Raw genomic sequence first — 24,426 nt, forward strand, 5'->3', positions numbered from 1 at the left:
CCTTTTTACTATATTAGAATTATTTAACGCCTTGTAAGAAGTAAGTGTGCATCGGGCCTTTTCCTTTTACCTCGATCACATTCCTATCTTCGAAATTATATTTATCTTTTAGAGCAAGGTATACGGACTCGGAAACATGGATTCTTCCTGTGGCCCCATGGGATTCCATCCTCGAAGCGGTGTTGACCGAATCGCCCCAGAGATCATACACGAATTTGTTTTTTCCGATCACTCCAGCTACCACTTCTCCGGTATGAAGACCGATACGAACATTAAATTCGAATTCAAGTTCAGGTTTTAATTCATCCAGGCGATGTAACATATCCAGAGCAGCTTGGGCCGCCTTATGTGCGTGGTCTTCCGTAGGAACCGGAATACCACCCGCGAGCATATAACAATCGCCTATTGTTTTAATTTTTTCTAATTTATATTTGTCGGCGATCACATCAAATTCGGTAAAAATACGATTTAGGATCTCTACAAGTCTTGTAGGAGTTTGGATCTTAGTAGTGAGTTTGGAAAATCCGACTATATCAGCAAAAAGTACGGTAGAAGAAGGGAAATAATCTGCGATAACACCTTCTCCTCCTTTTAAACGATCCGCAATACTTCTGGGTAGAATATTTAAAAGTAAGTTTTCGGATTTCTGTCTTTCTTCTTCTATACTCTTGTTTAGAACTTCGATCTTTTCCAAAGAATCTTTTAATTCTTTGTTTCTTTTGGAAAGAGTCCTGTATGCGTCTGCGTTATCCACGCCGATTGCTACATAGTTTGCCAAAGTCCTGAGAATATTCAGCTGGTTCGGTTGGAATGCATTTTTAGAATAACTGTGAACGGTAAGTATTCCGATCAGACGCTCTTCTACCTTAAGCGGGAAGTATAATGCGGATTGAGAGTTCTCTCCGAAATGTTTTCTGATATCCGATAGATAATTCGGAAAATCTTTTTCGATATCCAGAGTGATTAGTTCTTTTTGTTGTTTTACGCAATAGGAAGAAGGGTTGTCCTCTTCAAGGGAATCTACCGAAGGTGCCGGCACATATCTTCCGTCTATTACGCAAAACTTATATTTAATCTCTTTTTTTTCTTCGTCATAAATACCGAAAGCGAGAACATCCATGGGGACGATGGATTTAGTATTCTCATAAACGGATTGTATGATAATTTTAGGCTCGAGGGAAGAAGTGATGATCCTTCCGATTTCCGTTACAAGTTTGAGGTCCATATAAGCGGCCTCTAACATTATATTAGAATCGGTTAATGCTTCCTGGGTTTTGAGAAGTCTATGCTGAGTGGAATCCCCGATCTTCATGATCTTGGAAGATTGTTTGAGAAGGGACTCGTAGGATCCAACAATCGTTTTTAATTTTTGTTTAGGATCCTCTTTGGTATTTGAATCTTCTAAAAAAGACTGAGCGTCCGAGAGAAGTTTAAATTCCTGCTCGAAAAAAGTATTCTGCTCTTTTGAATTCGAAGTTTCGTTCTTTTCCACTTACACTTAATTCCGCACGAATGAGATCTTATTTATAAGATTTCATTTTGAAAGGCAGGGACAAATCGGAAGAGAATTCCTCTCCTGTTTCCTGCATGTCTTCGTCGTCTTCTTTATAAAGCCACTCGACTTCTACCTTTCCGCCTTTGTCATGATATTTCTGGAGATTGTCCAAAATATCCATGATCACTTTGGAAGAGCTGGTATTAAAATAATCCATTTGAAAACGGAACTGGATTTGTTTGCTTGCAGTCTGGATTGCAGCTAACCAATCGAAGACCGGTTTGTAAAACGCCATTGCGTTTTCCGGATAAGATTCTCCGATGATTTCCGCGAGCCCCTTGTCCGATTCTAAGATGATTTCCGGTGAAGTTTTAGTCTGTTGTATATGTAAGGATTCCATGATTAGTTTTCCTTCGTAAAGAATGCGGAGATTGTAAAAAAGGATAGTTTGCCATCCAATTTATCGAAACGAAACACCAGAGGTCCGTCTGACTTCCTGGCAATATCGATTAATCCCACACCTGCTCCTTTGCTATCTTCCGGCCTCTCCGATCTAAGTTGCTGTTGGTAGAAGGACTTTAATTCGTCCTTACTCATGGAGTTGATTTTTTGGATCCTTTCGGTCAAAAATTCGATCTTCTCGTTTAGTACCAAATTTCCCGAAGCAACATGGTAGCCAACCGAATTTTCCCTAACTATGAGGATCCCTACGCCTGCATCTTTCTGCTCTTCGTTAATTTTTCGCTCGGCAGAGTAGTGCAGCATATTTTGCGCTAGTTCAATAAATACCGCGAAAATTTTCTTAATTTTAGATTCCGTACTCAAAGAGGTCCGGATCATAGATCCCAATTCGGTCAGAACTTCTTGGGATAGTCTGCCCTTAAAGGATACAAGCAGATTGTATTCGCTGGTTTCCTGATAAGTCTTAAATAGATTTACGACTTCATTTTCCATCATCAGCATCTTCCTTTTTCAGAAACATCTCCTTATCTTCCCCCCAATATTACACCGACTAGTGTTATGTCGTCCCGTTGAGCCTCTCCAGCTTGGTGGGCTAACAGGAAGGATTCTAAACGCTCTTTTTGTTCTTCGCAGGAAAGATGTTCTATCCCGCTTAGGAAGTTTAGTAACCCTTTGGTACCAATTTTTTGTCGGTCCGGATTTGGCTGGTCCATAAAGCCGTCCGTGGTTAAGTAAACACTCGTACGTATTCCTTTTTCCAAGGGAATGGAGTGTGTAGTAAATTTTCGCGTTTCTTCTTTTTGCCTTCCGCCGATCGAGAATCTATCACCTTTAATTTCGGTCAAGACTCCGCCTTTTCCAATAAAAATAGGCCTTTTTGCTCCCGCAAAGTATAAATTGTTTCCTTCAATCTTTAATAGACAAAGATCCATTCCGTCTCTGGAATTCGTTTGGTCCATATCCTGTTTGAGTGCCTGCCTGACTTTTTTATGCAAATGTTCTAAAATAGAACCTGGATCGGTAATACCAATTTCGTTTACGATCTGATTGAGCAAAGTATTTCCAATCATGGACATAAGTGCTCCCGGAACTCCGTGACCGGTACAATCGACGGATGCGATATATATTGTATCTTCCTGTTTTGAAAACCAGTAAAAATCACCGGATACTATATCTTTCGGACGGAATACCACAAAATAATCGGAAAGCGCATTTCCTAATACTTCGGAAGAAGGTAAAATCGCCTGCTGGATATTCAAAGAATATGTAATACTATCCGTAATATGCTGATTCTTTAATGCCAGATCGTCGTTGGCCTGAGCTAATTCTTTGGTTCTTTCTGCGACTTTGCTTTCCAAATTCGCGTAAAGTAATGCGTTATCGATGGAAATAGCAGCCTGGGAAGATAGAATTGAAATAGTTTGTAACCTGTCCGATGTGAATGCCGCCTCGGAAAGATTATTCTCTAAATATAATATACCGATCAATTCCCCCTGTTTAATGATTGGAGAACATAGAACGGATTTTGTTTTCCTTTCTCTAATATACGGATCCTTATTGAACTTCTCATCTGCGAAGGCGTTCCTGAGCACCAGATCTTCTTTGGTTCTCTCCACATAGTAGATAACGCTGATCGGTATATTTTTACTTTCTTGGATCGGAATTCCCTGGAGCACTCGGATCTCGTCGTCGGTCGTACTGCCTTCCGCTTCTACGAAAAGTTTTCCGTCCCTTCTTAGGATCATAACACCTTTTTCTGCACCTACGTTCTCAATGGAGATTTGCATTAAAGTATCCAATAAGGACTCTAGTTTGATTTCTCCTGAGATTGCGGTGGAACTTTTTAGAATGGACTGGAAGTCCAGGGTTTGACCTGAATATACTTCCGTTGCGGAAGCAGTCCTTGTGCTTAAGGTTCCGATCGTGCGGGTAGTGCGGAAAGTATCCCTTCCTTTTTCTCGAATGAATTCCGGGAATTTGGCTTTGAGAAGTTCCTGCTTTTTAATCGCTCCCCATCTTCCGTATTTTTGATAAGCTTCTGCGATATACTGGGATCCGATCTTAGCGCTTCCTTTGGAGAACCAGAATTTGGATGCGAGTTCCGCTGCTAAGGCCTCGTCGTTATAATATTCGTTTTTGCCTGCAAGTTGTACGGCTTGCTCATATGTTTTGGCCGCTTTCCAGTTTTTATATTCTAGTCTTGCAAGTTCGGCTTCTACCAGAAGATATTTATGTTCAAAATTTTCCGGAGCATTTTCGGAAAGAAGTTTAAGTTTTTCTTGGTTCTTCTTGATTCTCTCTAAGAATTTTGCTTTTTGTTCTTGGGTAGAAAGTTTGTAATTTGCAGCCATCGCGAGAGAATATAGATATCCATGTTCTTCGACAGCTATTTGGCCGGAAATGAATCCGAGCATACTTTCGGATTCTTCTAATTCTTTTAATGCACTTTCCGCTTCTCCATAGCTGAGAAGTGTTCTTGCCTTCATAATTTTGAACAGACAAACGGGAAAAGGACTTTGGTGAGAATTACATAACTCGATGTAATCATTCTCACTCATATCTTCGATGGAGAATTCCAGATGAGAAGAAGTTTTTCCTCTTAGGTTAGAAACTACCAGCGCTGAAGCGAGAACAGTATCGATTGCTAAATTGTTTTTTACCTTACGAGTGAATTTGAGAAGACCATCTATTTTAGGTTTTACTAATTCTAAATTTTTAGATTGAAGGACCACATTCACTGCGTCGTTCATTGCGCAGTAACCGCCATGTAGGAATTCCCCTGATTCTAAACTGGCCTGGATTCCTCTATGATTGATCTCTTCCGAATATTTTAAATGCCTTACGAAAGGAGTGGTATAGTTTGCGAGAATATTCGCAGCCTTAGTGATCCCGCTCGGATTTTTGTATTTTTCACTCACCTTAATTGCAAGTTCTGCGAATTCGTAACCTCTTCTATATTGTTGGAATCCTGAAGTGAGAAGGATTGCATACATAGAATATCCATACGGATCGGAAAGGTTTCCATACTTCAAGAATAGGTTTACCATCTTCAAGGAAACGATCGGGAATAAGGACAATGCAAAATTGTAAACGGTTGGAATGGCGCTGATCAAAAGATTTACCGCCATGATTTGTTCCTGCTTTTGGATCAGTGGGAGGTCCAACAAGGAGTCTACAGTTTTTTCTTCGAGGGCCTTGTTTACGATCTCTATCTCTTCTCCGGTTACTTTTTCATGATCTTTTTCAGGAATATCCACACCCAAAGGTTGTAACGCCTTAATGATCATAGGAAGAGCGAGGTCGAATTTTCCAAGAGCGGAATATTGAATGATAAGCAGATTACAAGCATCTGCTTTTTCAATCGGAGATCTTGCATATTTTAAAAGTGTATCTATTGTCTTCTGAGAATCCTCAAAGTTTCCGGTAAGATACTGTGTTTCGCCTAACTCTCTAAAGATAGAATAACAAAGTTCGTATTTTGCGTTCCAAAGAGCATCATCTCCTTGGGAAGCCTCCGGAAGAAGAAAGAGTAATTCTCTAGCCTTTGCGATATAAGAGAGTGCGGGTTTGTATGCTGTGGAATTTTTGGCCTTCTTCCCTGCGATCAGATCTAGTTGAGCTAGTTTTAGTTTTTCTGCAGATTCCGTGATGAGACCGGAGCCGATGTTCATATGATTTGCAATATCGAAAATATTGTCTTCGATTTGCTTGGAATCCGCTCCTTCTATCAGGAATCTTCCCAGTTGTAAACGGATCTTCTTTTTTTTCTCTTCTTCTATGATTTCGTAAGCAGCCTGTTGGACTCTATCGTGCTGGAATCGGAAGGTTACTGTTTTTGCAGTCTGGTAATTTTTTTCCTTATTCGCTTCCGTCTCTTCGAAAGATTCTGCAAGTCGATAGTTTTCTCCGATTGGAACAATCAATTCTTCTGCGATGGTCTCCTGCAAAGAGCCGAGTGCTGTTTTGTAATCGGTTTCTAAGATACGGGTCAAAAGTGCTAAATCGAAACTACTTCCGATACATGCAGCCAATTCCATGGTTTCTTGGATCTTAGGAGAAAGTTTTCGGATCCTATTTACTAAAAGTTCAACTACGTTATCCGAAATCTTAGTGTTTCGGATTTTAGCGATATCCCATTTCCAGATACCTTCTCCCGGTTTTCCGGAGCCCTGATCAAAATAGACGGAGTCCTCTTTCGCGAGTTGTTTTAGAAGTTCCCCTATAAAGAATGGGTTTCCGCCGGTTTTGGAATGAATGATCTCCGCCAGTTCTACGGTTTTCTCATCCGAAATATAAAGGCTGTCGGATAATAATTGTCTTACGTCTTTTAATGCCAGGGGTTGGAGAACGATCTTATAAGGATCCAGTCCTTCTTTTTCCAATGTATCCAATAATACTTGGAATGGGTGGGAAGAATCTACTTCGTTGTCTCTGTAAGCCAATATGATGAAAAGGTAATTTACGGTTACGTCTTCCATCAGGTTTTTGAGAAGTTCTAAGGACGCAGTATCGGCCCATTGCATATCATCCAGGAAGATCGCAAGGGGATGTTCAGGGCTCGCAAAAACCTTGATGAAGTTTTGGAATACTATATAAAAACGGTTTGCATTCTCTTGTGGGCCGAGTTCCGGAACAAGATCCTGTTTGCCTATAATGATCTCTAATTCAGGGATCACGTCTGTGACCACTTTTCCGTTGGCACCAACAGCCTTTTTGATCTTACTCTTCCAAGCCTCGATTCTTTCCGGAGATTCGGTTAGGATCAATTCCACCAAACTGGAAAATACTTGGATAATAGCGGAGAAGGGTAGGTTTCGATTGTATTGGTCGAACTTTCCTGAGATAAAATAACCTTTAGATTCGGTAAGAGGTTTATTGATCTCCTTCACAAGTGAGGATTTTCCCACACCGGAATAACCTCCGATCAAAACCATTCTGGATCTTCCGTTTGTAGCTACGGATTTGAATTCTTCCAAAAGTGTTTTGATATACTCGTCCCTTCCGTAAAGTTTTTGAGGGATTTTGAATTCTGTGGAAAAATCCGTTTGGGCCAGAGGGAAAGAAGGGAAGTCCGTCTTTTCTTTCCAGAGGGCGTATGCCTTTTCTAAGTCTCCTTGAAGTCCTCTTGCTGTCTGGTATCTGTCCTCTGCGTTTTTTGCCAGAAGTTTCATTATGATTTCTGAAAGAACTGTAGGAATCTCCGATCTTGCTTCTTTCGGAGAAGTGGGGATCTTAGCTAAATGAGCATGTACTAATTGTAAAAGGTCGTCCCCATCGAACGGAAGTTTTCCTAAAAGCATCTCATAGTAAGTGATTCCAAGAGAATAAAAATCACTTCTGTAATCCACGGAACGATTCATTCTTCCGGTTTGCTCAGGAGAAACGTAATGGATGGAACCTTCTAAAATATTCGGTGCTGACCAGGAAGTTTCTTCTTTATTCAATTTGGTGGAAATCCCGAAGTCTATGATTCGGATCTGTTTTTCGTCCTTATTGAATATAATGTTTTCTGGTTTTAAGTCTTTGTGTATGATTTTTTTAGAATGTATTTCGCTTAGTCTTTCTGCGAGCTGGATGGAGATCGGAAAAAAGTCCGAGAGTGTCATCGGCTTTTTGGAGATAAAATCCTTTAAAGAACCTCCAGGAACGAAATCCATAAAAAGTGCGAACCCATCTTGGAGTTTTTCGAACTTAATAGGTTTAACAAAATAACCGGAGGAAAGTAAATTTAAGATCTCGAATTCGTTCCTAAGATTGACTACCGAAGGATGTAATTCGTCCAAGACCGGAAGAAATTTGATGATAACGGACTTACTGTCCTCTTTACGAACAGCTTTATAAACTTCGGACGCAGATTCGGCATTTAGTCTTTCTTTTAGTTCGAACCCTGTTACGATCATCCTTCTACTTCACCTTTATTTTTATAGTCCGTTCCGAAAACCAAGGCCATCGATAAAAATCTGGTCTCGGGCTTCAAGAGCCCGAACCTTTCGGGACAGACTCTTCTGTTATATTCTAAATATCGAATTTTCAGAGGCGATACAAAAGTCCGCCCCAATAAAATCCGGCTCCTACCGCAGGAGAAAGGATTAAATCGCCTTTTTTGACGATTCCTTTATAATAATATTCGGATAATGCGATTGGTATGGATGCTGCAGAAGTGTTTCCTACCCTTTCGAAATTCAAAAGTATTTTTTCCTTAGGGAATTTTGTCCTTTTGAGAACATCCTGCACCACTACGTCTGTTCCTGGATGAGGGATTACCCAATCTATGTCTTCTAACGCTACATCATTCTTTTTTAATAGATCATCCATAGAAGAAAGTGTGAGATCCGCGGCGTTGGTCACAAGTTCGGGATAACTTTTTACGTAAAAATTCGGCCCGGGTCCGGTCTCGATGATATTGGAAAGATCTCCATTATCCTTTAAGAAGGAATCTATAATACCGACTTCTTTGTTTCCGGTGTATTCTAAGAGAACTCCCGCTGCTGCATCGCCTGCAGTAAATTCTCCATAGCCGCTCATTCTTGTTCTGACAGAAAATCTTTCGCTACCGATTACAAGTGCGCTCTTAAATTTACCGCTGCTTAAGAAAGCGGATGCCATCTGCACTCCGTGAACAAAACCGGTACAAGCAGTACAAATATCGAATGCTAATGAGTTGGAAGTTCCCGCAAGTTTGGAAGCTTGGGGGGCTAAATCCGGGAGATAAAGTCTGTCCGTCCAATTTGCCAGGATGAATAAGTCTACATCCTCCGCCTTTTTTCCTGCGTCTTTCAGGATCATTCTGGAGGTTTCAGCAGCCATGAACTGAGCGGTTTCTTTTTCGTTTGCCCTTCTTCTTTCCGTTACACCTATATTGCCGATGACTGCTTTTTCGGCAGGATGCATTTCAGGATATTTTAATCTAGGCCGAATTTCATCGTTCGTGACGATTCTTTCGGGGAGATAATGCCCAATCCCGGTTATCGCCACCCCGTTTGAAACGAGATTTTTAGAATTCGCCATGGATCAATACTCCTTTGGTCCATAATAAATTTCCAGTCATAATTCCAATCTTTTGCTTCATCTTTATCATACTTAAGGCAAACGGGTATACACCATAAACTGTTCCGTATAAATTCTTTCCGGATCTAGTTCTCTAAGAACAGTCAATTCATCGGAATTGATTGCCGGTTCTTGTTTAATGGGAAGGTCTTCGTCAGGAGGAAGCCAAAGTGTGTATCTTAGAACAGCTTCTTCCGGTTCCATCTCGTCGTCGGATGCGGGAGCAAGCCAAGAACTCAATTCGAATGGATGGTCCGAAAAAGAAGCCCTTTGGAATCTACCAAATTGGCATACAGTTTCTACCACTCTTTCTCCAGGAGAAGTGATATGTTTTACTTTTCTCACGAGACGAAAACGGTTTGCCTTTGCTACTACGATCGTATCAGCGGTGGAGACTATATCGTTTGCTCCTCCAGATCCGACTAAGAAGTTTCCTTTTCCATCCAAGACCGAATTAATATTTCCGAACCAATCTACTTCTGCGGCGCCGATCACCCCTAAACAGTCGTCAGGTACTATTGTCCCTAATATACTTACTATATCCGACAACATAGAACAATGCTGAGTGTGAAGTTGGCTAAAAAGAAAAACATCACCTACAAACGGTTTCATTCCGTAAAACCCGAGTTCGGCAACGATATTGATATGAATACCTTCTTTTTCTAGGAGTTTGGCCGCTGTCCAGGCGGCCATATGTGCGGCTCCGATTCCTGCGAGAATCGTCTTATATCCCTTTGTCTTGACCTTCTCTATGATAGCTCTTGCGGCAAGAATAATCATCTGCTCCGAATCATTTACCGTCTTCGGATTTTCGGGAGAAGAAAGAGAATGTTCCGGAGGAGTCATTTTTAAACGTCTTAGTCTGACTTCTCCAATCATTTCCAGATATTCTTCATGACCTCCGGATAACATTACATTTTCTTTATACCATCTTTCGGCCTTAGCGGGAATGCCTGCCGCCTTATTCGCCTCCATTTGGAATTCGTAATCATCCAGATAAGATTCTACACCTTCGAATGCGGGAATTTCAGGAAAACCTTGTACTCTTAAGGATTGAGGATGGGCTCCGAATCTTGCAGGAGCGATCCCCAAAACTTTGGTGCTCGGTATAAGTACTAGTTCAGGAGGAACTGTTCCTCTTGGTACGATCTTCTCTACGGTAGCGATTACACCTTTAGTTGCTGCAAGTGCACCCCAGGCTCCTTCTCCACCCGGTTGAGAAAGTACTATGTTTCCATCTTCGTCGGCGACTACTCCATGGACCAATGTGATCTCAGGACATAGTGGAAGAAGTACCACTATATCTTTTTCTTTTGTTCCTCTGATTTCGGAAGCTAAATGAGGGCTTGCCGCTTCTCCATAAGGATTTCCTTCGGTAGGCTTATGATATAAGAATGCTGTCTTTCCTAATTTGTCCGTAATCAGGTCAGATCCTACCAAAGAATTTGAAACAAAACCCGGGAGTTTCATAGCTCCCGCCATCAGTCTTTGTACCAGGGTGAGGAGGGACCAAAGTTCCAACTCGAAAGGTTTTCCTCTCATTAGGTCCTTATACAAACTGTTGGGACTTGGTTTAGGATAATTATCTCCGGCAAAACCTGTGATCATCTTTTTTACGATGCCGGAAAGAGCGAGACAATGAGCGCTAGAGTGAATACCGGCAACACTTATAGTGAATTCCGGATTTGTTCCTTCGAAAACTCTGGAGAGAGAATAGATAAGTGCATTCGGCCTAGACATGGTAGTGGCCAAATGTAAGTACATGCCAGGCTTAACAAATTCCCGTACGAGAGAGTCGGGATCAGAAAGAATCTTAGTAGTCTTATGTTTCGATTCTTGTGGCATTCGTTTATTTTGTAAAAAAGCCCGGACAAAAAGCTTGTTCACCAAAGATTAAATTTTTGACGGAAAAAAGGCCGAATTCATACGAAATCCATATGAAAATACTGCCAAATCGTAAGCTTAAATCGAATGATATTTCGTAAAGAAAGACTAACATCGTTTAATGCGAGTGTTTACTAAGTAGGAGGGATTAGGCCTCTCTTTTTTGCCAGACTCAAGTATAAAAAATTTCAGATCTTCCTAGCATTCTATCTGGTACGAGGGATCCGGGCTTTAAGATCGGATTTCCAGGCTCCGATACTAAGATGGAACCCTTCGAGAAAGAGAAGCTGAAATGTCGGAAGCCCCAAAAGAGTCTTTTATCTTTAAGACAGAACTTATTGTTCGCAGATCCGATACCAGGAGTGCCACTGTTGTAGGTGGACTTTTCGTTTCTCACCTAACATACGAAACTTTTATTCCTTTAGTGAACGAAGTATTCGATACATTCTTAGAATCTTACTCTTGGTCTAAGGCAAACATTGCTGGGGCCAATATCATCATCCCCAAAATGGAAGTGGAATATAAGTCCGAAGCAAAAGCAGGGGACGTTTTGGAATTTTCCGCCGGAGTTTTTAATTTAGGGAAGAAGTCCTGCGAATTGTATATCTCCGCTTCCCAAAAAGTTTCCAAAGAAGAAGTGGGAATTGCGAAAATTTCCCTAGTCTTTTACGATTATGTTTCTAAAAAAACCTTGGAGATCCCGTCCGCATTCCGGGAAAAATTCGAAGTATGAATTCCAAGGTCCAAACTTCTCAGGTAGAAGCCGAGTTTCCCTCGGAATATTATTTTTCGACGGAAATACCGATTCGTAAGATCGATCTAAGTTTGGATATACATGTTTCTTTTGCAAGTGTCCTCGACCTTGTGATGGAGGCTCATCTTCAATTTTTCCAATACCTAGGCTATTCAGTCACTGATATACATGGAAACAGTATCATATTTGCAAATGCTTCCATACAATACCAGGGCGAATTATTATATAAAGATAAAGTGATTATTGATGTTTCCTTGGATAATTTCGGGGAAAAATCTTTCGATCTCTACTTCAGACTTTCTAAAAGAAATCGGGCGGAGAAGATATCCGTAGTAAAGATCAGAGTTTTATTCTTTGATTATAAACTTAGAAAAGTTGTCCCGGTTCCTTCCGAATTCAAAAAGAAATTCGATACCGGAAAGTATATTAAGATGCAAAGTCCCGAGATCGGAAAGGAGATCTCAAGTGCAGTGGGGCCGGATGGATTCGTATTTGGATTTCGCAAACTGGAAGTTTGGAATCTTGCACATGTGTTCCTTCTTCATTTATACGAACTTTGTGAGACTTGGAAAGGTAAGGTAGAGCCGAGCCTTTTAGAACATATCAGATCTATTTCTTCCTTATTGCCTGTACGAATTGCAGGAGCCTGGGGAACTAGAATCCGTGCAGAAAAAGTAAAAAATATCTTAAGAGCGAAAGTACATTTAGAAGAGCTGAGATATCTTCTGATCTTAGTCGCTGATCTAGGAAAAGTAGATCCTTCCCAAGAGTTGGAAGACCTTCAGACAATCAATTCTCATCTCAAAAAATATCTGAACAAAGTTAGAACCGGAGAAACTAGAAAGATCCGATGAAAGATAAGGTCGCATTAGTCACAGGCGGAAACGCTGGGATCGGAAAAGCAATCGTTTTGGAATTCGTTTCCAGAGGTGCAAAGGTTTTATTCTGCGGAAGAAGAGAAGAAGAAGGAAAAAAAACAGAAGAAGAAATTTCCAAACTGGGTGGAAAGGTGAAATTTTTTCGATGTGACGTGTCCGATGATTCTCAAGTAAAAGAATTGGTACAAAAAGCGGAGTCCGAATTCGGAAGCCTAGATTATGCAGTGAATAACGCTGCTGTAGGCGGACTCGCGACCGATCTGCACCAATATCCTGAAAAAGTTTGGGATAAAGTAATTGCAGTGGATCTAAAAGGTACCTGGCTTTGTATGAAACACGAAATAGAACTCCTATTAAAAAAAGGAGGAGGTTCTATCGTAAACGTATCTTCTATCGCGGGACTCGTTGGCGCCGATTGGAAAGTGGCTCCTTATTCGGCGGCAAAACATGGAGTAGTTGGGCTCACAAAATCAGCAGCATTAGAATATGCGGAAAAAAAGATCAGAGTGAACGCAGTTTGTCCCGGATTTATCAGAACAGAAATGTTAGAAGGCCTTTTTCATTCTTCTTCCGATCCAAAAGAAGCAGAGAGAAAAATTACCAGATTACATCCGGTCAATCGACTTTCTGAGCCGAGCGAAGTAGCTAAGGCGGTAGTTTGGTTATGTTCCGACGAAGCTTCTTTTATTACCGGCGTGGCGCTTCCGGTGGATGGTGGCTATACTGCTAAATAAAAACGTAATATTTTTTCTTGTAGGAAAGTTTGGATGAGTCAAAATTGCGTAATTCCGTTTCGAAAATGGTAAGCGGTTTTTTCCGGTCAAAAAAATATGAAACTCCGGTATTATGCAATCACGGACAAGGGAAACTTTCGTTCACATAACGAGGATTCTTTTTTTGCAGTAGATAGTTTGGTATGCGGCCAAACTCACGGGGAATCTGAAACAGTCCGTACGTTAGACACCGAGGAATCTTCCGGATTATTCGCCTTAGCAGACGGTCTTGGCGGACATGAGGCAGGGGAGATTGCAAGTAGAGTAGCATTAGAAAAACTTGCGTGGATGGAAAAAGCAATCCGTCCTATCGAAGAATTGCCCTCTTCCGGTTGGAAAAACCTGATCCGAAAAATTAATAACGAAGTAAATGCCTACGGAGAATCCATAGGGAAACCCAAGATGGGCACCACTTTAGTCGGTTGTCTTTTAGGAAAAAGAAAGTCCTGGATCTTTAATGTTGGAGATAGCCGCCTTTACCATTTTACAAAGAATGGGCTTAGTAAAGTAACGGTAGATCATAATATTGGAGAAGAATTAGGTTCCAGTTACGGCAGAAATCTTTTAACCAGTTGTATTGGCGGCGGAACTAAAAGTATAGAAGTGGATACCTTCGATTATTCCGGCAAATTATCACCTGGAGATTTTATACTAATTTGCACGGACGGTCTCACTGAAGTTTTAAACATAGACCAAATAGAAAAGATCCTAAGAGAACATGAAGACCTGAGAGAAACCTGCAGGATCCTTTCCGAAGAAGCTAATCTAAGACTAACCAGGGACAATCATACGATTGTAATCATCAGGATCGACGCAGTTTAAAGCCCTGAAGAATAAGCTCCTTCTAGCAGAAATCGGGCGGTCAATCGGAAGAATAAATCCCCGTTGTCCGCCTCCTCTAATTGGTATACCAAGGGCATATCCGATTTTCTTGCGATTTCAAAAAATCCTAAACCTGCACCCTTACTTTTTTCAGGCCTGTCGGAACGGATCTGTTCGTTATACTTTTGTTTCAGTTCTTCTTGGGAGAGTTTTTTAACTTCTTCTATTTTACCTTTTAAGTATGTAGCTTGCTCTTGAGTGATTGCATTTCCGCAATTGAGTTCCCAGTTATGAGCCTTTCTTCTTAAAACTAAAATACCAATCCCACTTTTTTCGTCTCTTTCGATGGAATAATGTGCAACGTTCTGCGCCATTTCCACGAACACAGTGAGGATCCGATTTTTCTTCTTTTCTTCTTCTAACTTTTCTTTTAGAAGATCATTTAAAGAAGAAATGGTAGTCTCTGAAAAAGGCCCTTTATAAAGAAGAGCCACTCCGGTCCTTTTAAGAACATTATATTGTTTTGATAATTGCATATACCCCTCAAAACTCCGGAGCCGCCAAACTTACGAATGAAGATTGGCTTCCGATCGCAAACGCCATGGAAATTGCATATCTGATTTTCGCTTTTCTCGCTCCTTCTGCAACATGATCATGATCGCATTCAGGATCCGGGTTTTCCAGATTGATGGTAGGACATAGAGTCTGGTTTTTTAACATAAGAGAAGTTGCTGCAACATTGATAATTCCCGCTGCTCCGAATGTATGACCAAATATAGGTTTGATCGAACCTACAGGTGCCCAATGGAATTTGGGACGACCCTCATATAAATGACCGATCGCACGACTCTCGGCCAAATCGTTATTATGCGTTGCAGTTCCATGTCCACAGAAATAATCGATATCTCCTAAACGGAGTCCGCTGATCTTCATTAAATGTCTAAGACCGGTAGTGGCTTTTTTTCCAGTTAAGTCCATTCTCATTGCATGATCTGCTTCATTATAACTATAAGTTCCTAAAACTTCCGAATAGATCTTAGCGCCTCTTTGAATTGCCCTGTCTAATCTTTCCATTACAAGAACGACCGCACCTTCTCCTAATAAAAATCCGTCTCTGTTCTTATCATATGGACGGATCCCTTTTTTGGGATTATCTTTTTCTAAAGACATGACCCGACTCATCGGATCGGAATACATCATCATCAAAGGTTGTAGAAGAGGAAATTCATGGCCACCGGCATACATCACTTCGGCTCTACCCTTACGGATAGCTTGGTAACATAAACTGATTGCGTGATGGCCGCCGACACAAGCAGCAGATACAGTGGTTACAAAACCTTGGATATTCGCGTTAATCGCAGTTAAGTTTGTCGGATTAGAAGCCATAGAAGTGAGAACGGAATACCGGTCAAACACGTTAGCGTCCTTTTCTTCTAGATATTTTCTCCAAGCAAAATCCCACCAAGCCATAGATGCTCTGGAAGAAGAATCTATAAAGCCGACTTTACTAGGATGCAGATCTCCTTTGGTGATACCTGCATCCTTATTGGCTTCTTCCATTGCCGCCATTAATGCGAGAGTTTCCGTATTATAATTTTTGGAATATTTATCGCTCAGATCAGGTAGATGTTTTTTCCAATCGAAAGTATTCATCTCTCCGGCGACCTTGATCGGGAAGTCCTCTGTAGGAAAACGAGTGATAAAATCCAATTGGGATCTTCCTTCCGAAAGATTTGTCCAAAAGTCCTGTACAGAAAAAGTGTTCGGAAGAATGACTCCGATGCCGGTGATGACTACCCGGGAGTTTTTTCCATTTTTAGATTTATCCATAGAATAGCGGGTTTAGAAATTACCTAGGTGGATTAGATTTGGAAATAAAAAAATCATTCCGAAACGTATAGGACGCAAAAAAGGGAGAAAATTCTCATAAAACCGTCAATACATTCACGATATTACGGAAATACGGCTAATAAGGTCCTAATCTGCCGGTTGTGAAGAATATTTTCGAAATTCGTAAAATAATGGAAAAAGGATTTTCGAACAAAGCCAGGTAACTAATTTGTTGGAAATTTATTTTGGGGTACCCAATGAAACTGATTAGAGTTTTAATATTATTTCTTTCCGGAATTGTCCTTATGATTTCTTGTTCGAAATCTCCTGAAGACAAAATTATGGAATTAGCTCCTCGATTCCAGAAAGCTCTTTGTTCTAAAATGATTGAATGTAGTAAGGACGATATTGCAAAGATACCGCCCCAGTATAGAGCTACTCTTCCTGCCTTTATGCAATCAGAGGAAGGATGTGTTACTTATTTTAAGGAAAACTTCGATAAGGCGAGAGAGCAAAGAAAATCCCAAAAACGAGAATTGACTGCAGAAACCGTCGCTTCTTTCGAAGCTTGTATAGCTGGATTGGAGACTACTACTTGCGAACCTTTTAAAGCACGAGGCGGCCAGAAATTGGGAGTGCCAGGTTGCGAAAATCTGGAAAAGATTTCAAAACCGGAATCCCCGTAAAATTTTCTAGTTTTTATTCTTCGGCCGATTGTTGAATCAGTATCGGGACAAAAGTCCCGAGCAGGTCAGATACATGAACTCCGAAGAATTAAAAAAAATCCAAACTCCTTTAAAGGACAAATACCGCGAAGCTCCAGACTCCGCGGTTTATACATTAAAAGCAAAAGGTAAATTAGGCGAAGGGATCTCTTGTAAGGTAGAGACAGGTAGAGCATTGGCAGATGCGGGACTTCATCCTGCAACTGGAGGAAACGGAATGTTTGCTTGTTCCGGGGATCTTCTTTTAGAAGCATTAGTTGCATGCGCAGGTGTTACGTTAGGTGCGGTTGCGGCTTCTATCGGAATAAATATCAAAGAAGGTTTTGTAAGAGCAGAAGGGGATTTGGATTTTAGAGGAACTTTAGGAGTTTCTAAAGAGACTCCAGTAGGGTTCAAAGATATCCGATTATTTTTTGATTTGAATTCGGATGCAGATGAGGAAAAAATCCAGACCTTGTTAAAACTTACGGAAAGATATTGTGTAGTTTACCAAACGATTGTTTCCGGTACTAAGATCGATACAAAGATCGTAAACAGTTCAGTTCTTGGCTGATGTCTTATTTCGCTTTTTCTTTTTCAGTAAAAGACCAATACACATAAAGTATAGCTGTCAAGATCCCGAGTGCGACCATCTGCCCAAGATGAACGGTGGTTGCATATACTAAACCTTCTGAACTTTCTCTTCCTAATAATACGAATCCGGATGTGATAGACGCATGATAAACTCCTGCTCCTGATGGGGCAGAAGGTACCATCACTCCTACGGCTCCGCAGAACATGATAAATACGGTTTCTAAAGGACTTAAATGGATCCCTACTAAATATTGTAGAAGAGTGTAATGGATTGCGTATCCTAAAAGCCAGGTGGCGGCTGTTAAAATTCCGTAACTAGAAACATTACGAAAAGTTAAAAAACTTCCCAGTTCTGAGATTTGTGGGGCAAGTTTTTCCGAAAAGAATTCCTTCTTTCCAATTTTGGAAAATAAAAATTCTCCGAATGAGATGAGTTGCGCATGAAATAAACGAACGACTATAAGTGCAGAGAAGATCCCAAAAATTCCCAAGAGCGGAAATAGTATTTTGGTTTCAGATCCGCTAACTCCTAAAATAAAAAGAGCTCCGAGCCCTGCGCAAAATATAAAGGAGAAGTCCAAAACTTTTTCCAAGAATATCCCGCTGACCAAACTTCCATAACCGATGTTTTCTCCTTTTTTGCAGAGATAGAGCCGGAAAATATCTCCTCCTCTTGCCGGAAGGAACTGATTGGCTCCCACTCCAATGTAAGCGGAAAGAAGTGCAGTTCTAAACGGAACTTTTTTACCGAGCAGTAAATACCATCTCCAGGAGAATAGATATAATCCCCAAAGAATAGCTAGGAAGAATGGAACTAAGAAAATAGGTTTCCATCTTTCTAAAATAGAAGTAAAACCGGAAAGGTCCAGGTTCCAAAATAGAAAGCCAAGAGATAAGACGCTGATCCCGAATCCGAGTAATAATTTTTTCAAAATAGATCCTCGTTACAGATCAGCCCGGAGGCCATTTCATTTGTCTTCCGCCAAGTATATGGAAATGAAGATGAAATACTGTTTGGCCGCCGAGTACGCCCATATTATTCACAATTCTGAACCCGTCTTTATTGAGTCCGAGAGATCTTGCGATCTCAGTAGCTCTGTATAAAATTTCTCCGAGAAGTGCCTTGTCCTCTGCTCCGGTTTTGTCTATATCTACTATATGTTTTTTAGGAATGACCAGGAAATGAGTCGGTGCCTGAGGGGAAATATCATGAAAAGCTAATAGATTCTCATCTTCGAAAATGATCTTGGATGGGATCTCTTTATTAATAATTTTACAAAATATGCATGAATCTGTCATGTTTTATTATCCAAACATAAACTTGCCGCTCCCAGTGCACCGGTGACCGATTTTCCAGGAAGGATCTTTACGTATTCTTTGAATATGGGAAATATGATTTCTCTCACCCTGTTTTCAAGTCGTTTTCCGAAAAAGGAATAGGACTTAGCTATCCCTCCGGATAATACGATATGCTCAGGATTGAGAAGATGGATCAGATTACGAATGAGTTGCGCTAAACTTTCTATTCCTTCTTCCAGGATCTCGTTTGCTTCCTTATGATGTTTAGAAGCCAAATCGAAAAGAGTTTCTATATCCGAAAGTTTGGAGCCTGTCTTTTCTAAAAATCTGGAAGAGAATCCGCTCGCGCTGAAATAAGCTTCCGCGCAACCTCTTTGTCCGCAACCGCAAAGTGCTCCCCCCGGATGGATCGTGGTATGTCCCACTTCCATTGAATTTCCAAGATATCCATCGAATAATTTACCTTGGAAAACCCATCCTCCACCTAGTCCTGTTCCTAGGGTAAGGACGATCAGATTGGAAGAAGTTTTACCTTCTCCGAACCAATACTCTCCGAGGGCTGCGCAGTTCGCATCGTTATCGTAATAGACGGGAACGTTAAACTTCTGCTTTAAGAAATCGACTAATGGAACATTTTTTAATAAGGGAAGATTTGCAGAAGAGATCAATATTCCATTTTCTTTATCTATCGGTCCGGGACTTCCAAGTCCGATACCATTTACCGGATCTTTGGAACCTGAGACAAGTTCAGAGATCTGTTCTTCTAAAGAAGATAAAAAAAGTTTAGAATCCATTTCCGGTCCGGTCTTTCGATCGGATTGAGAAATGATTTCGCCGAAGCGATTTGTAAGACAGGCTTTGATACTTTGGGCGCCGATATCCACGCCTATAATAGAACTCATTTAACGACTCTAGTAAAACTTCCTTCTCTCATTTCATAGATCGTCTTAGCATCGAATGCCAGATTCATATCGTGGGTCACGAGTAAGATGGTGAGTCCTCTTGAATTAAAATCGGAGAGAAGTTTACGTACTAATTCACTATTTTCTGGATCCAAGTCGCCGGATGGTTCGTCCGCGAGAAGTATTTCTGGTTCATTGATGAGTGCTCTTGCGATCGCAGTCATCTGGATCTGACCACCGGAAAGACTACTTGGAAGTTGGTTGCGTATCGTATGAAGGTGCAAACTGGAAATGAGAAATTCACATTTTTCTCTGTATTCCTGTTCCTCAAATTTGCCTACCAGTAAAGCAGGCAAAAGAATATTCTCTTCTACACTTAGATGAGAAACCAATTCAGAAAATTGGAAGATTAGTCCTATGTTTTTCGCCCTGAATCTAGCAAGTTCCCCTTTGGTTATAGAGGAAAGTTTTAACGTGTCAAAGTAGATCTCTCCGGAGCTACTGGACAACATGCCGGTGATCATAGACAAAAGTGTGGTTTTTCCGGAGCCGGATGGTCCAACGATCGCGACATAGTCGGATTGGTTGATATCAAATGAGATTCCGTTCACTGCCTTAGTGGAACCATAGTGTCTGGAGAGATTATTAATCCTAAGGATCATTTTCCCCTCCTGATTGATCTGTAAGGATCAACTAAGGTGTACAAATAAGCGGCCAGAGCACTAATTCCTCCGATTAGGATACCTTCTGAGCCCAAACTTGCGATATAGTCGAGAGGAGAGACCAATTCGGACTTTCCGATAGGGATAAAAATGCTTAAAATTAAAGAGATTAAGAACCCGATTCCGTGGATAATCCAGAGTTCCACGGTTTGTAGGAGCACGACCCCCTGTCGGTTTCCGCCTACAGCCATCATAATTCCGTTATCCCCGGAACGAGTCATGACTCGAACAATGCTCATAAAAATTAAAGCAAGGCTACAAAGAGATAAAACCAGGTACGGAGAATTCAGAAATAGATCGATACTAGAAATGTCCGTGGGTCTTTTTTCCGTACGAAGGGAGAAAAATCCGAATAAAAATCCGTAGGCAAAAAACGTCGAGAATACGACGTGCAATACACTGGTGATCCAGTCCCGGAGGAAGAGGGAAAATGCAAACCTCAGGTAAGTGATTCTTCCCATCGGGAGCAGGATATTGAAAACGTTTGATTTTATCCAACATTTATTTAGTTAATAGCAGAAATTCCGAAAAATGATCTTTGTAATTCTCGTAGCAGCTGGAATCATCCTGATCGTCGCGGCAGGTTCGTTTCTCATTCAATCCAAAAAGGATTCGTTTGAGAAAGCACTGGCTTTAGCGGCTATGGGAAATTACGTCGACTCTCGGATTCTCATTCGAGACATTCTAGATTCAAATCCATCTAATACCAGGGCTCATTTTATCATGGCGAAAATTTACGCTATGGAAGGCGACTATACGAATGAGGCAAAACATCTAGACAAAATCAAAAAGATCGGGAACTTCGATAAGGAAATTTCGGAAGTAGCGGTTTCCAATCGGATCGCTGATATATATTACCAACAAGATCTTTATGAAGAAGCTGTGTTTCACTATTCGGATACTCTCTCCGTAGACCCGGATAATCTAGAGGCTTGTATTCGGATTGGTTTTATGGCGATCGGCCAAAAAGAATTCGGCATCGCGGATAAGTTTCTATCGCGGATACCGGATGAAAAAATTAAAATGCCTGCCTTACTATTAGGAAAAGGTGTAGTCGCAGGGATCCTAAGAAAGGGAGATCCCAGAACGTATTTCCAAAAAGCATTCGAAGAAGATCCGACTTCTTCCGTAGGCGGATTTTTATATGCGGTCTCTCTATCGAGAGCCGGGGAACATGACGAAGCAATTCGTGTAGCTAATTCTGTGGTAGATGTTGTCACAGATGAGTATGTTCGTTACACATTATTCCAATTTATCATGCTGGAATTCATACTGAAAGAGAATTGGAACGAAGCATTAAAACACGCCAGACTTTGTATGGAGATCGCAAGAAATAACGGATGGAAACAGGAAATGATAGATTCTGATTTCCATTTCTCTTTGATCGCCGTCAAGATGGGAAGATTAGAAGACGCTAGCGAATATCTGATCGAAGCAGAATCCGAAAGAGTAGATGACGACCGGATTATAGAACTCGCAAATTATAAATACCAAGTAGAAACCAAAAGATTGGAACTCGGAAAAGTTTCTAAAAGTGGGTTTAGTCCCGACCAAGAACTTGGAAAATTATTCACGGAGCTATTTCCGGTAGAACGTTATTATGAAATTTCAGGTTTAAAATCTTCCAAGTCTTTCCATATCAAAGGGATCATAGACGAAGAAGGAAATAAGATCGTAATCGACGTAAATAAGATCGGGATCAGCGCCATGGATCATTATAGATCCTTAAAGGGCGTGGATTTTAAAAACCTTTGTGTGAAAGTAGTTCTTGCGTTAAATTATACGGTGAGTAGAGAGATCCCGAATAAAGAAGGGGACGGGGTTAATTTCCAAGGTCTGAATAAAACGGATAAGGAAACTAGGGCGCTTTTCAAATTCAGAAAATGGAAGGACGCCAAAATTTCGGATATATTCTTAAGAGACACATTGGGCCAGGTAAAGGATCTGGGACTGGACAAGGCATTTATCGTGGGAGATGCGGATTTTACAGAAGGTGCTCGCAGATTTTTGGCGGATAATCCGTCCAGACTCTCCGTACTTTACGGAAGAGATTTAGAAGAACTTTTAAAAAAGGCGCTGAAATCCCAAGGCTAAAAGGGAACCTTCAGTTTTATTAGGGGTCCCAATCATGTTCCATTTATCTTTCTACGGATCCGTTTTGTTCAGAGGACTATTACTTCTACTATTATTACAAATTTCTTGCGTTACGAGAGGAGAATCTTCTCTTTCTGCTAAGCGAAGTCCTGAAACCCCTCCTACTGTTACTCAAGGAAAAGTTTTTTTAGCGGGACATACCGGAGAACATTCCAAGGATACAGAAGAGATCCTGAAATTAGTACAACGTCTCGTTTCAGGAACGATCGCAAGAGATCTGAATTTTTTACCTGAGTTAGTATCCAAGAAAGACGGGATCTATCTGGACATAAAAGGGAATTGGACCAGAGAACAACTCATCCAAGAGCTTTCTTCCGCAGATAATTATTTTCGCATATACTTCTTCGATCGAGAGTTATTAGAAAAACAGAAAAACTCGAAAGAAGTGAGAACAGTCCGGGATTTGTTACTTTCTTCCGGAGGGATCGAGGTCGATTTTTATTACGAGAGCAAGAGCGCTTGCGAGTTAAAACTCAAATTTAAAGAGAACCAGAAACTAGAAAGGGAACTGATCAATCCGTATTTCATAAAGCAAGACGGAAAATGGTACTTATTTCGGCTTTTCTAAAATGAAACCTTCTAAAAAGGCAAACGGACTTGCGGTACCAGGGCTTGATATTGAAATAGTCATAAGGAAAGAGGATGCAAGACTTCCAATCGGGACACGAACAAGATCTACTCGATAAAACTTCCTATAATAAAAATAGAAGTTGGATCCTTCTTTCTATTTTTGCAGCTTCCGCATTCTTATTCCCTTTCGGGACACTTGTTTTTCCGGAGACGATTCCTTTCGAAACTACTACTGAAGATAAAAAAGGAAATACGGTAAACAAGACCAATCAAAATACCACTCCCGTAACTAGTGCTTCTTCGAGTGTTAGTCCTATATCCGGCAAGGTAATCGACTGGGATGTGGATCGTTTGACCGAATATGCGGTCTCTAATAACCCACTGTATTTATCTGAAAAACAAAATATGGGGATCGAAAGAGGACGGGTAATCACCGCTTCCTTATATCGAAATCCAGTCATTCAATTCCAACAACAGTTCATCGGAGGAACTCCGAATTCCCAAGGGGGAAGTCCGGAAACCGCACCCGGAATGTTCCAAGAAGTGGACGTGTATGGAGTTGTACCTCTTAGAACTAGGGTAGCAAAAAAATCATTCGAAGCTGCCATCCAAGATTTTCGGAATTTCGATCGTATCTTCCGGATGAGACTTCGCCAAAATTATTGGGCATTCGTATTTCTCACACTTCTTGTAGATACCAATAAAGAATTCTACGAAAACTATAGCGATCTTTTGGAACTCACTAAGTTTAGAGTGCAGAAGGGGGACATTTCTCCTTTGGAATTCGAACGTCTGGAGTTGGAAAGGATACAGGTAGAAAAGTTCTACCGTGACGCGATCGTACGCAGACAATCCATCGAAAAAGATCTGCGTATTCTCACAGGTTTATCTGAAGAAGAAGGTGTATTCGCATTCAATGTGGACTCCATGAAATTCAGACCCTTGGAAGAAATGGGACTTCACCTAAAAGAGGATTTTCCTTCTATAGAACGCCCTGACGTTACTGCCTTGGAACAAAGGCTCCAAGAGAAGAAGATGAACATAGAACTGCAAAGAAGGGAGTCCTTCGGCTGGTTGCAGTTAGGTGGAGAATGGAGGGTCAAAGGTGGAGAAAATTATGGAGGCGTATTCGCTACCATCCCAATTCCTTTGAACGATAGAGGCCAAGGAAAAGTATATTCTGCAAAAGAAGAATATAGAAAATTTGAATTGGCTCTGGATGCAAAAAAAAGAGAAGTAATCGCCGAGATAGAAGCCGCTAAAAAAGAACTATTAGCAAGAGAAGAACTCTTAACCAAATACGAAAGGATCAACCTTCTCCAAAAGAATAAACAATTGGAAGAGAAGTCCAGAATTGCATACGTCCGCGGCGCCTCCGATCAAGTTACCTTCCTCCAAGCAGAAAAAAACTACCTCACCATCCTCCGAGAATATTACGATTTACTATATTTATATTTTAACGCGGTAGAAAACTATAAGGCCGCAACCGGAAAAATTGCGGAAATTTCTTCTGCAAACAAGGCGAAGGGAGAATGA

Annotated in this window: 22 protein-coding genes; 9 read left to right on the forward strand and 13 right to left on the reverse strand. The window is 40.9% G+C overall.

The features are described from left to right. Positions 1 to 19: 19 nt before the first annotated feature. The 6 genes from CH365_RS09695 to CH365_RS09720 form a co-directional block, all read right to left on the reverse strand. Positions 20 to 1,492 carry an adenylate/guanylate cyclase domain-containing protein gene (locus tag CH365_RS09695; protein ID WP_100768380.1) on the reverse strand — a complete coding sequence of 491 codons (1,473 nt, stop codon included), beginning with the start codon at positions 1,490 to 1,492 and terminating at the stop codon, positions 20 to 22. 28 nt (positions 1,493 to 1,520) lie between these two features. After that, positions 1,521 to 1,895 (reverse strand): DUF1987 domain-containing protein, encoded by a 375-nt coding sequence (locus tag CH365_RS09700; protein ID WP_100768381.1) that lies wholly within the window; start codon positions 1,893 to 1,895, stop codon positions 1,521 to 1,523. Positions 1,896 to 1,897: 2 nt separating this feature from the next. Beyond that, positions 1,898 to 2,452 (reverse strand): SiaB family protein kinase, encoded by a 555-nt coding sequence (locus CH365_RS09705; protein ID WP_100768663.1) that lies wholly within the window; start codon positions 2,450 to 2,452, stop codon positions 1,898 to 1,900. A 29-nt stretch (positions 2,453 to 2,481) separates the two neighbouring features. Continuing rightward, the gene (locus CH365_RS09710; protein WP_100768382.1) at positions 2,482 to 7,857 is read right to left on the reverse strand and encodes a protein kinase domain-containing protein; all 5,376 of its coding nucleotides are present in this window, start codon (positions 7,855 to 7,857) and stop codon (positions 2,482 to 2,484) included. A 130-nt stretch (positions 7,858 to 7,987) separates the two neighbouring features. Further along, positions 7,988 to 8,965, reverse strand: a complete 978-nt coding sequence (locus tag CH365_RS09715) for a ketoacyl-ACP synthase III (protein WP_100768383.1) — start codon at positions 8,963 to 8,965, stop codon at positions 7,988 to 7,990. Positions 8,966 to 9,037: 72 nt separating this feature from the next. Then, on the reverse strand, positions 9,038 to 10,849 hold the full coding sequence (locus CH365_RS09720; protein ID WP_100768384.1) for a CoA-transferase: 1,812 nt from the start codon (positions 10,847 to 10,849) through the stop codon (positions 9,038 to 9,040). Positions 10,850 to 11,180: 331 nt separating this feature from the next. Here CH365_RS09720 and CH365_RS09725 point away from each other — a divergent pair, with 331 nt between their 5' ends. From CH365_RS09725 to CH365_RS09740, 4 genes are all read left to right on the forward strand, one after another. After that, positions 11,181 to 11,621, forward strand: a complete 441-nt coding sequence (locus CH365_RS09725; protein WP_100768385.1) for an acyl-CoA thioesterase — start codon at positions 11,181 to 11,183, stop codon at positions 11,619 to 11,621. Next, positions 11,618 to 12,496, forward strand: a complete 879-nt coding sequence (locus tag CH365_RS09730; protein WP_100768386.1) for a four helix bundle protein — start codon at positions 11,618 to 11,620, stop codon at positions 12,494 to 12,496. The genes CH365_RS09725 and CH365_RS09730 overlap by 4 nt, the downstream gene beginning before the upstream one ends. After that, a complete protein-coding gene (locus tag CH365_RS09735) occupies positions 12,493 to 13,254 on the forward strand; it encodes a glucose 1-dehydrogenase (RefSeq protein ID WP_100768387.1) in 762 nt (253 codons plus the stop codon). The genes CH365_RS09730 and CH365_RS09735 overlap by 4 nt, the downstream gene beginning before the upstream one ends. Before the next feature lie 96 nt (positions 13,255 to 13,350). Further along, positions 13,351 to 14,115, forward strand: coding sequence for a PP2C family protein-serine/threonine phosphatase (locus CH365_RS09740; protein ID WP_100768388.1), 765 nt, complete (start codon positions 13,351 to 13,353; stop codon positions 14,113 to 14,115). On the opposite strand, the gene CH365_RS09745 is transcribed toward CH365_RS09740, so the two are convergent. Together CH365_RS09745 and CH365_RS09750 are read right to left on the reverse strand one after the other, a co-directional pair. Next, a complete protein-coding gene (locus CH365_RS09745) occupies positions 14,112 to 14,651 on the reverse strand; it encodes a SiaB family protein kinase (RefSeq protein ID WP_100768389.1) in 540 nt (179 codons plus the stop codon). The two genes, CH365_RS09740 and CH365_RS09745, sit on opposite strands and share 4 nt — an antisense overlap. Positions 14,652 to 14,658: 7 nt before the next feature. Continuing rightward, positions 14,659 to 15,945, reverse strand: coding sequence for a beta-ketoacyl-[acyl-carrier-protein] synthase family protein (locus tag CH365_RS09750; protein ID WP_100768390.1), 1,287 nt, complete (start codon positions 15,943 to 15,945; stop codon positions 14,659 to 14,661). 257 nt (positions 15,946 to 16,202) lie between these two features. Here CH365_RS09750 and CH365_RS09755 point away from each other — a divergent pair, with 257 nt between their 5' ends. Together CH365_RS09755 and CH365_RS09760 are read left to right on the forward strand one after the other, a co-directional pair. Next, positions 16,203 to 16,631: an LA_2478/LA_2722/LA_4182 family protein gene (locus CH365_RS09755; RefSeq protein ID WP_100768391.1), complete on the forward strand. Its 429-nt coding sequence runs from the start codon at positions 16,203 to 16,205 to the stop codon at positions 16,629 to 16,631. 73 nt (positions 16,632 to 16,704) lie between these two features. Next, entirely contained in the window at positions 16,705 to 17,223 is a 519-nt protein-coding gene (locus CH365_RS09760) for an OsmC family protein (protein WP_100768392.1), read from the forward strand. A 4-nt stretch (positions 17,224 to 17,227) separates the two neighbouring features. On the opposite strand, the gene CH365_RS09765 is transcribed toward CH365_RS09760, so the two are convergent. The 5 genes from CH365_RS09765 to CH365_RS09785 are packed head-to-tail and all read right to left on the reverse strand — an operon-like array spanning position 17,228 to position 20,561. Then, positions 17,228 to 18,175, reverse strand: coding sequence for a lysylphosphatidylglycerol synthase transmembrane domain-containing protein (locus CH365_RS09765; RefSeq protein ID WP_100768393.1), 948 nt, complete (start codon positions 18,173 to 18,175; stop codon positions 17,228 to 17,230). A gap of 19 nt (positions 18,176 to 18,194) precedes the next feature. Beyond that, a complete protein-coding gene (locus tag CH365_RS09770; protein WP_100768394.1) occupies positions 18,195 to 18,542 on the reverse strand; it encodes a histidine triad nucleotide-binding protein in 348 nt (115 codons plus the stop codon). Further along, entirely contained in the window at positions 18,539 to 19,444 is a 906-nt protein-coding gene (locus CH365_RS09775; RefSeq protein WP_100768395.1) for an ROK family protein, read from the reverse strand. Before CH365_RS09775 ends, CH365_RS09770 begins: the two co-directional genes overlap by 4 nt. Continuing rightward, entirely contained in the window at positions 19,441 to 20,106 is a 666-nt protein-coding gene (locus CH365_RS09780) for an ABC transporter ATP-binding protein (protein ID WP_100768396.1), read from the reverse strand. The genes CH365_RS09775 and CH365_RS09780 overlap by 4 nt, the downstream gene beginning before the upstream one ends. Further along, a complete protein-coding gene (locus CH365_RS09785) occupies positions 20,103 to 20,561 on the reverse strand; it encodes an ABC transporter permease (RefSeq protein ID WP_100768664.1) in 459 nt (152 codons plus the stop codon). The genes CH365_RS09780 and CH365_RS09785 overlap by 4 nt, the downstream gene beginning before the upstream one ends. Before the next feature lie 136 nt (positions 20,562 to 20,697). Here CH365_RS09785 and CH365_RS09790 point away from each other — a divergent pair, with 136 nt between their 5' ends. The 3 genes from CH365_RS09790 to CH365_RS09800 all read left to right on the forward strand — a co-directional run bounded on the left by CH365_RS09790 (position 20,698) and on the right by CH365_RS09800 (position 24,426). Further along, a complete protein-coding gene (locus CH365_RS09790) occupies positions 20,698 to 22,260 on the forward strand; it encodes a tetratricopeptide repeat protein (protein ID WP_100768397.1) in 1,563 nt (520 codons plus the stop codon). 34 nt (positions 22,261 to 22,294) lie between these two features. Beyond that, positions 22,295 to 22,888: a hypothetical protein gene (locus tag CH365_RS09795; protein WP_100768398.1), complete on the forward strand. Its 594-nt coding sequence runs from the start codon at positions 22,295 to 22,297 to the stop codon at positions 22,886 to 22,888. Positions 22,889 to 22,962: 74 nt separating this feature from the next. Beyond that, positions 22,963 to 24,426 (forward strand): TolC family protein, encoded by a 1,464-nt coding sequence (locus tag CH365_RS09800; RefSeq protein ID WP_100768399.1) that lies wholly within the window; start codon positions 22,963 to 22,965, stop codon positions 24,424 to 24,426.

The sequence above is a fragment of the Leptospira neocaledonica genome (assembly GCF_002812205.1).
Lineage (GTDB): Bacteria > Spirochaetota > Leptospiria > Leptospirales > Leptospiraceae > Leptospira_B > Leptospira_B neocaledonica.

Coding starts and splice junctions, on each gene's coding strand:
- CH365_RS09755 (WP_100768391.1), top strand. CDS start 16,203: ATGAAACTGATTAGAGTTTTAATATTATTTCTTTCCGGAATTGTCCTT.
- CH365_RS09725 (WP_100768385.1), top strand. CDS start 11,181: ATGTCGGAAGCCCCAAAAGAGTCTTTTATCTTTAAGACAGAACTTATT.
- CH365_RS09770 (WP_100768394.1), bottom strand. CDS start 18,542: ATGACAGATTCATGCATATTTTGTAAAATTATTAATAAAGAGATCCCA.
- CH365_RS09710 (WP_100768382.1), bottom strand. CDS start 7,857: ATGATCGTAACAGGGTTCGAACTAAAAGAAAGACTAAATGCCGAATCT.
- CH365_RS09700 (WP_100768381.1), bottom strand. CDS start 1,895: ATGGAATCCTTACATATACAACAGACTAAAACTTCACCGGAAATCATC.
- CH365_RS09735 (WP_100768387.1), top strand. CDS start 12,493: ATGAAAGATAAGGTCGCATTAGTCACAGGCGGAAACGCTGGGATCGGA.
- CH365_RS09760 (WP_100768392.1), top strand. CDS start 16,705: ATGAACTCCGAAGAATTAAAAAAAATCCAAACTCCTTTAAAGGACAAA.
- CH365_RS09795 (WP_100768398.1), top strand. CDS start 22,295: ATGTTCCATTTATCTTTCTACGGATCCGTTTTGTTCAGAGGACTATTA.
- CH365_RS09750 (WP_100768390.1), bottom strand. CDS start 15,945: ATGGATAAATCTAAAAATGGAAAAAACTCCCGGGTAGTCATCACCGGC.
- CH365_RS09730 (WP_100768386.1), top strand. CDS start 11,618: ATGAATTCCAAGGTCCAAACTTCTCAGGTAGAAGCCGAGTTTCCCTCG.
- CH365_RS09740 (WP_100768388.1), top strand. CDS start 13,351: ATGAAACTCCGGTATTATGCAATCACGGACAAGGGAAACTTTCGTTCA.
- CH365_RS09790 (WP_100768397.1), top strand. CDS start 20,698: ATGATCTTTGTAATTCTCGTAGCAGCTGGAATCATCCTGATCGTCGCG.
- CH365_RS09745 (WP_100768389.1), bottom strand. CDS start 14,651: ATGCAATTATCAAAACAATATAATGTTCTTAAAAGGACCGGAGTGGCT.
- CH365_RS09780 (WP_100768396.1), bottom strand. CDS start 20,106: ATGATCCTTAGGATTAATAATCTCTCCAGACACTATGGTTCCACTAAG.
- CH365_RS09705 (WP_100768663.1), bottom strand. CDS start 2,452: ATGATGGAAAATGAAGTCGTAAATCTATTTAAGACTTATCAGGAAACC.
- CH365_RS09720 (WP_100768384.1), bottom strand. CDS start 10,849: ATGCCACAAGAATCGAAACATAAGACTACTAAGATTCTTTCTGATCCC.
- CH365_RS09775 (WP_100768395.1), bottom strand. CDS start 19,444: ATGAGTTCTATTATAGGCGTGGATATCGGCGCCCAAAGTATCAAAGCC.
- CH365_RS09800 (WP_100768399.1), top strand. CDS start 22,963: ATGCAAGACTTCCAATCGGGACACGAACAAGATCTACTCGATAAAACT.
- CH365_RS09715 (WP_100768383.1), bottom strand. CDS start 8,965: ATGGCGAATTCTAAAAATCTCGTTTCAAACGGGGTGGCGATAACCGGG.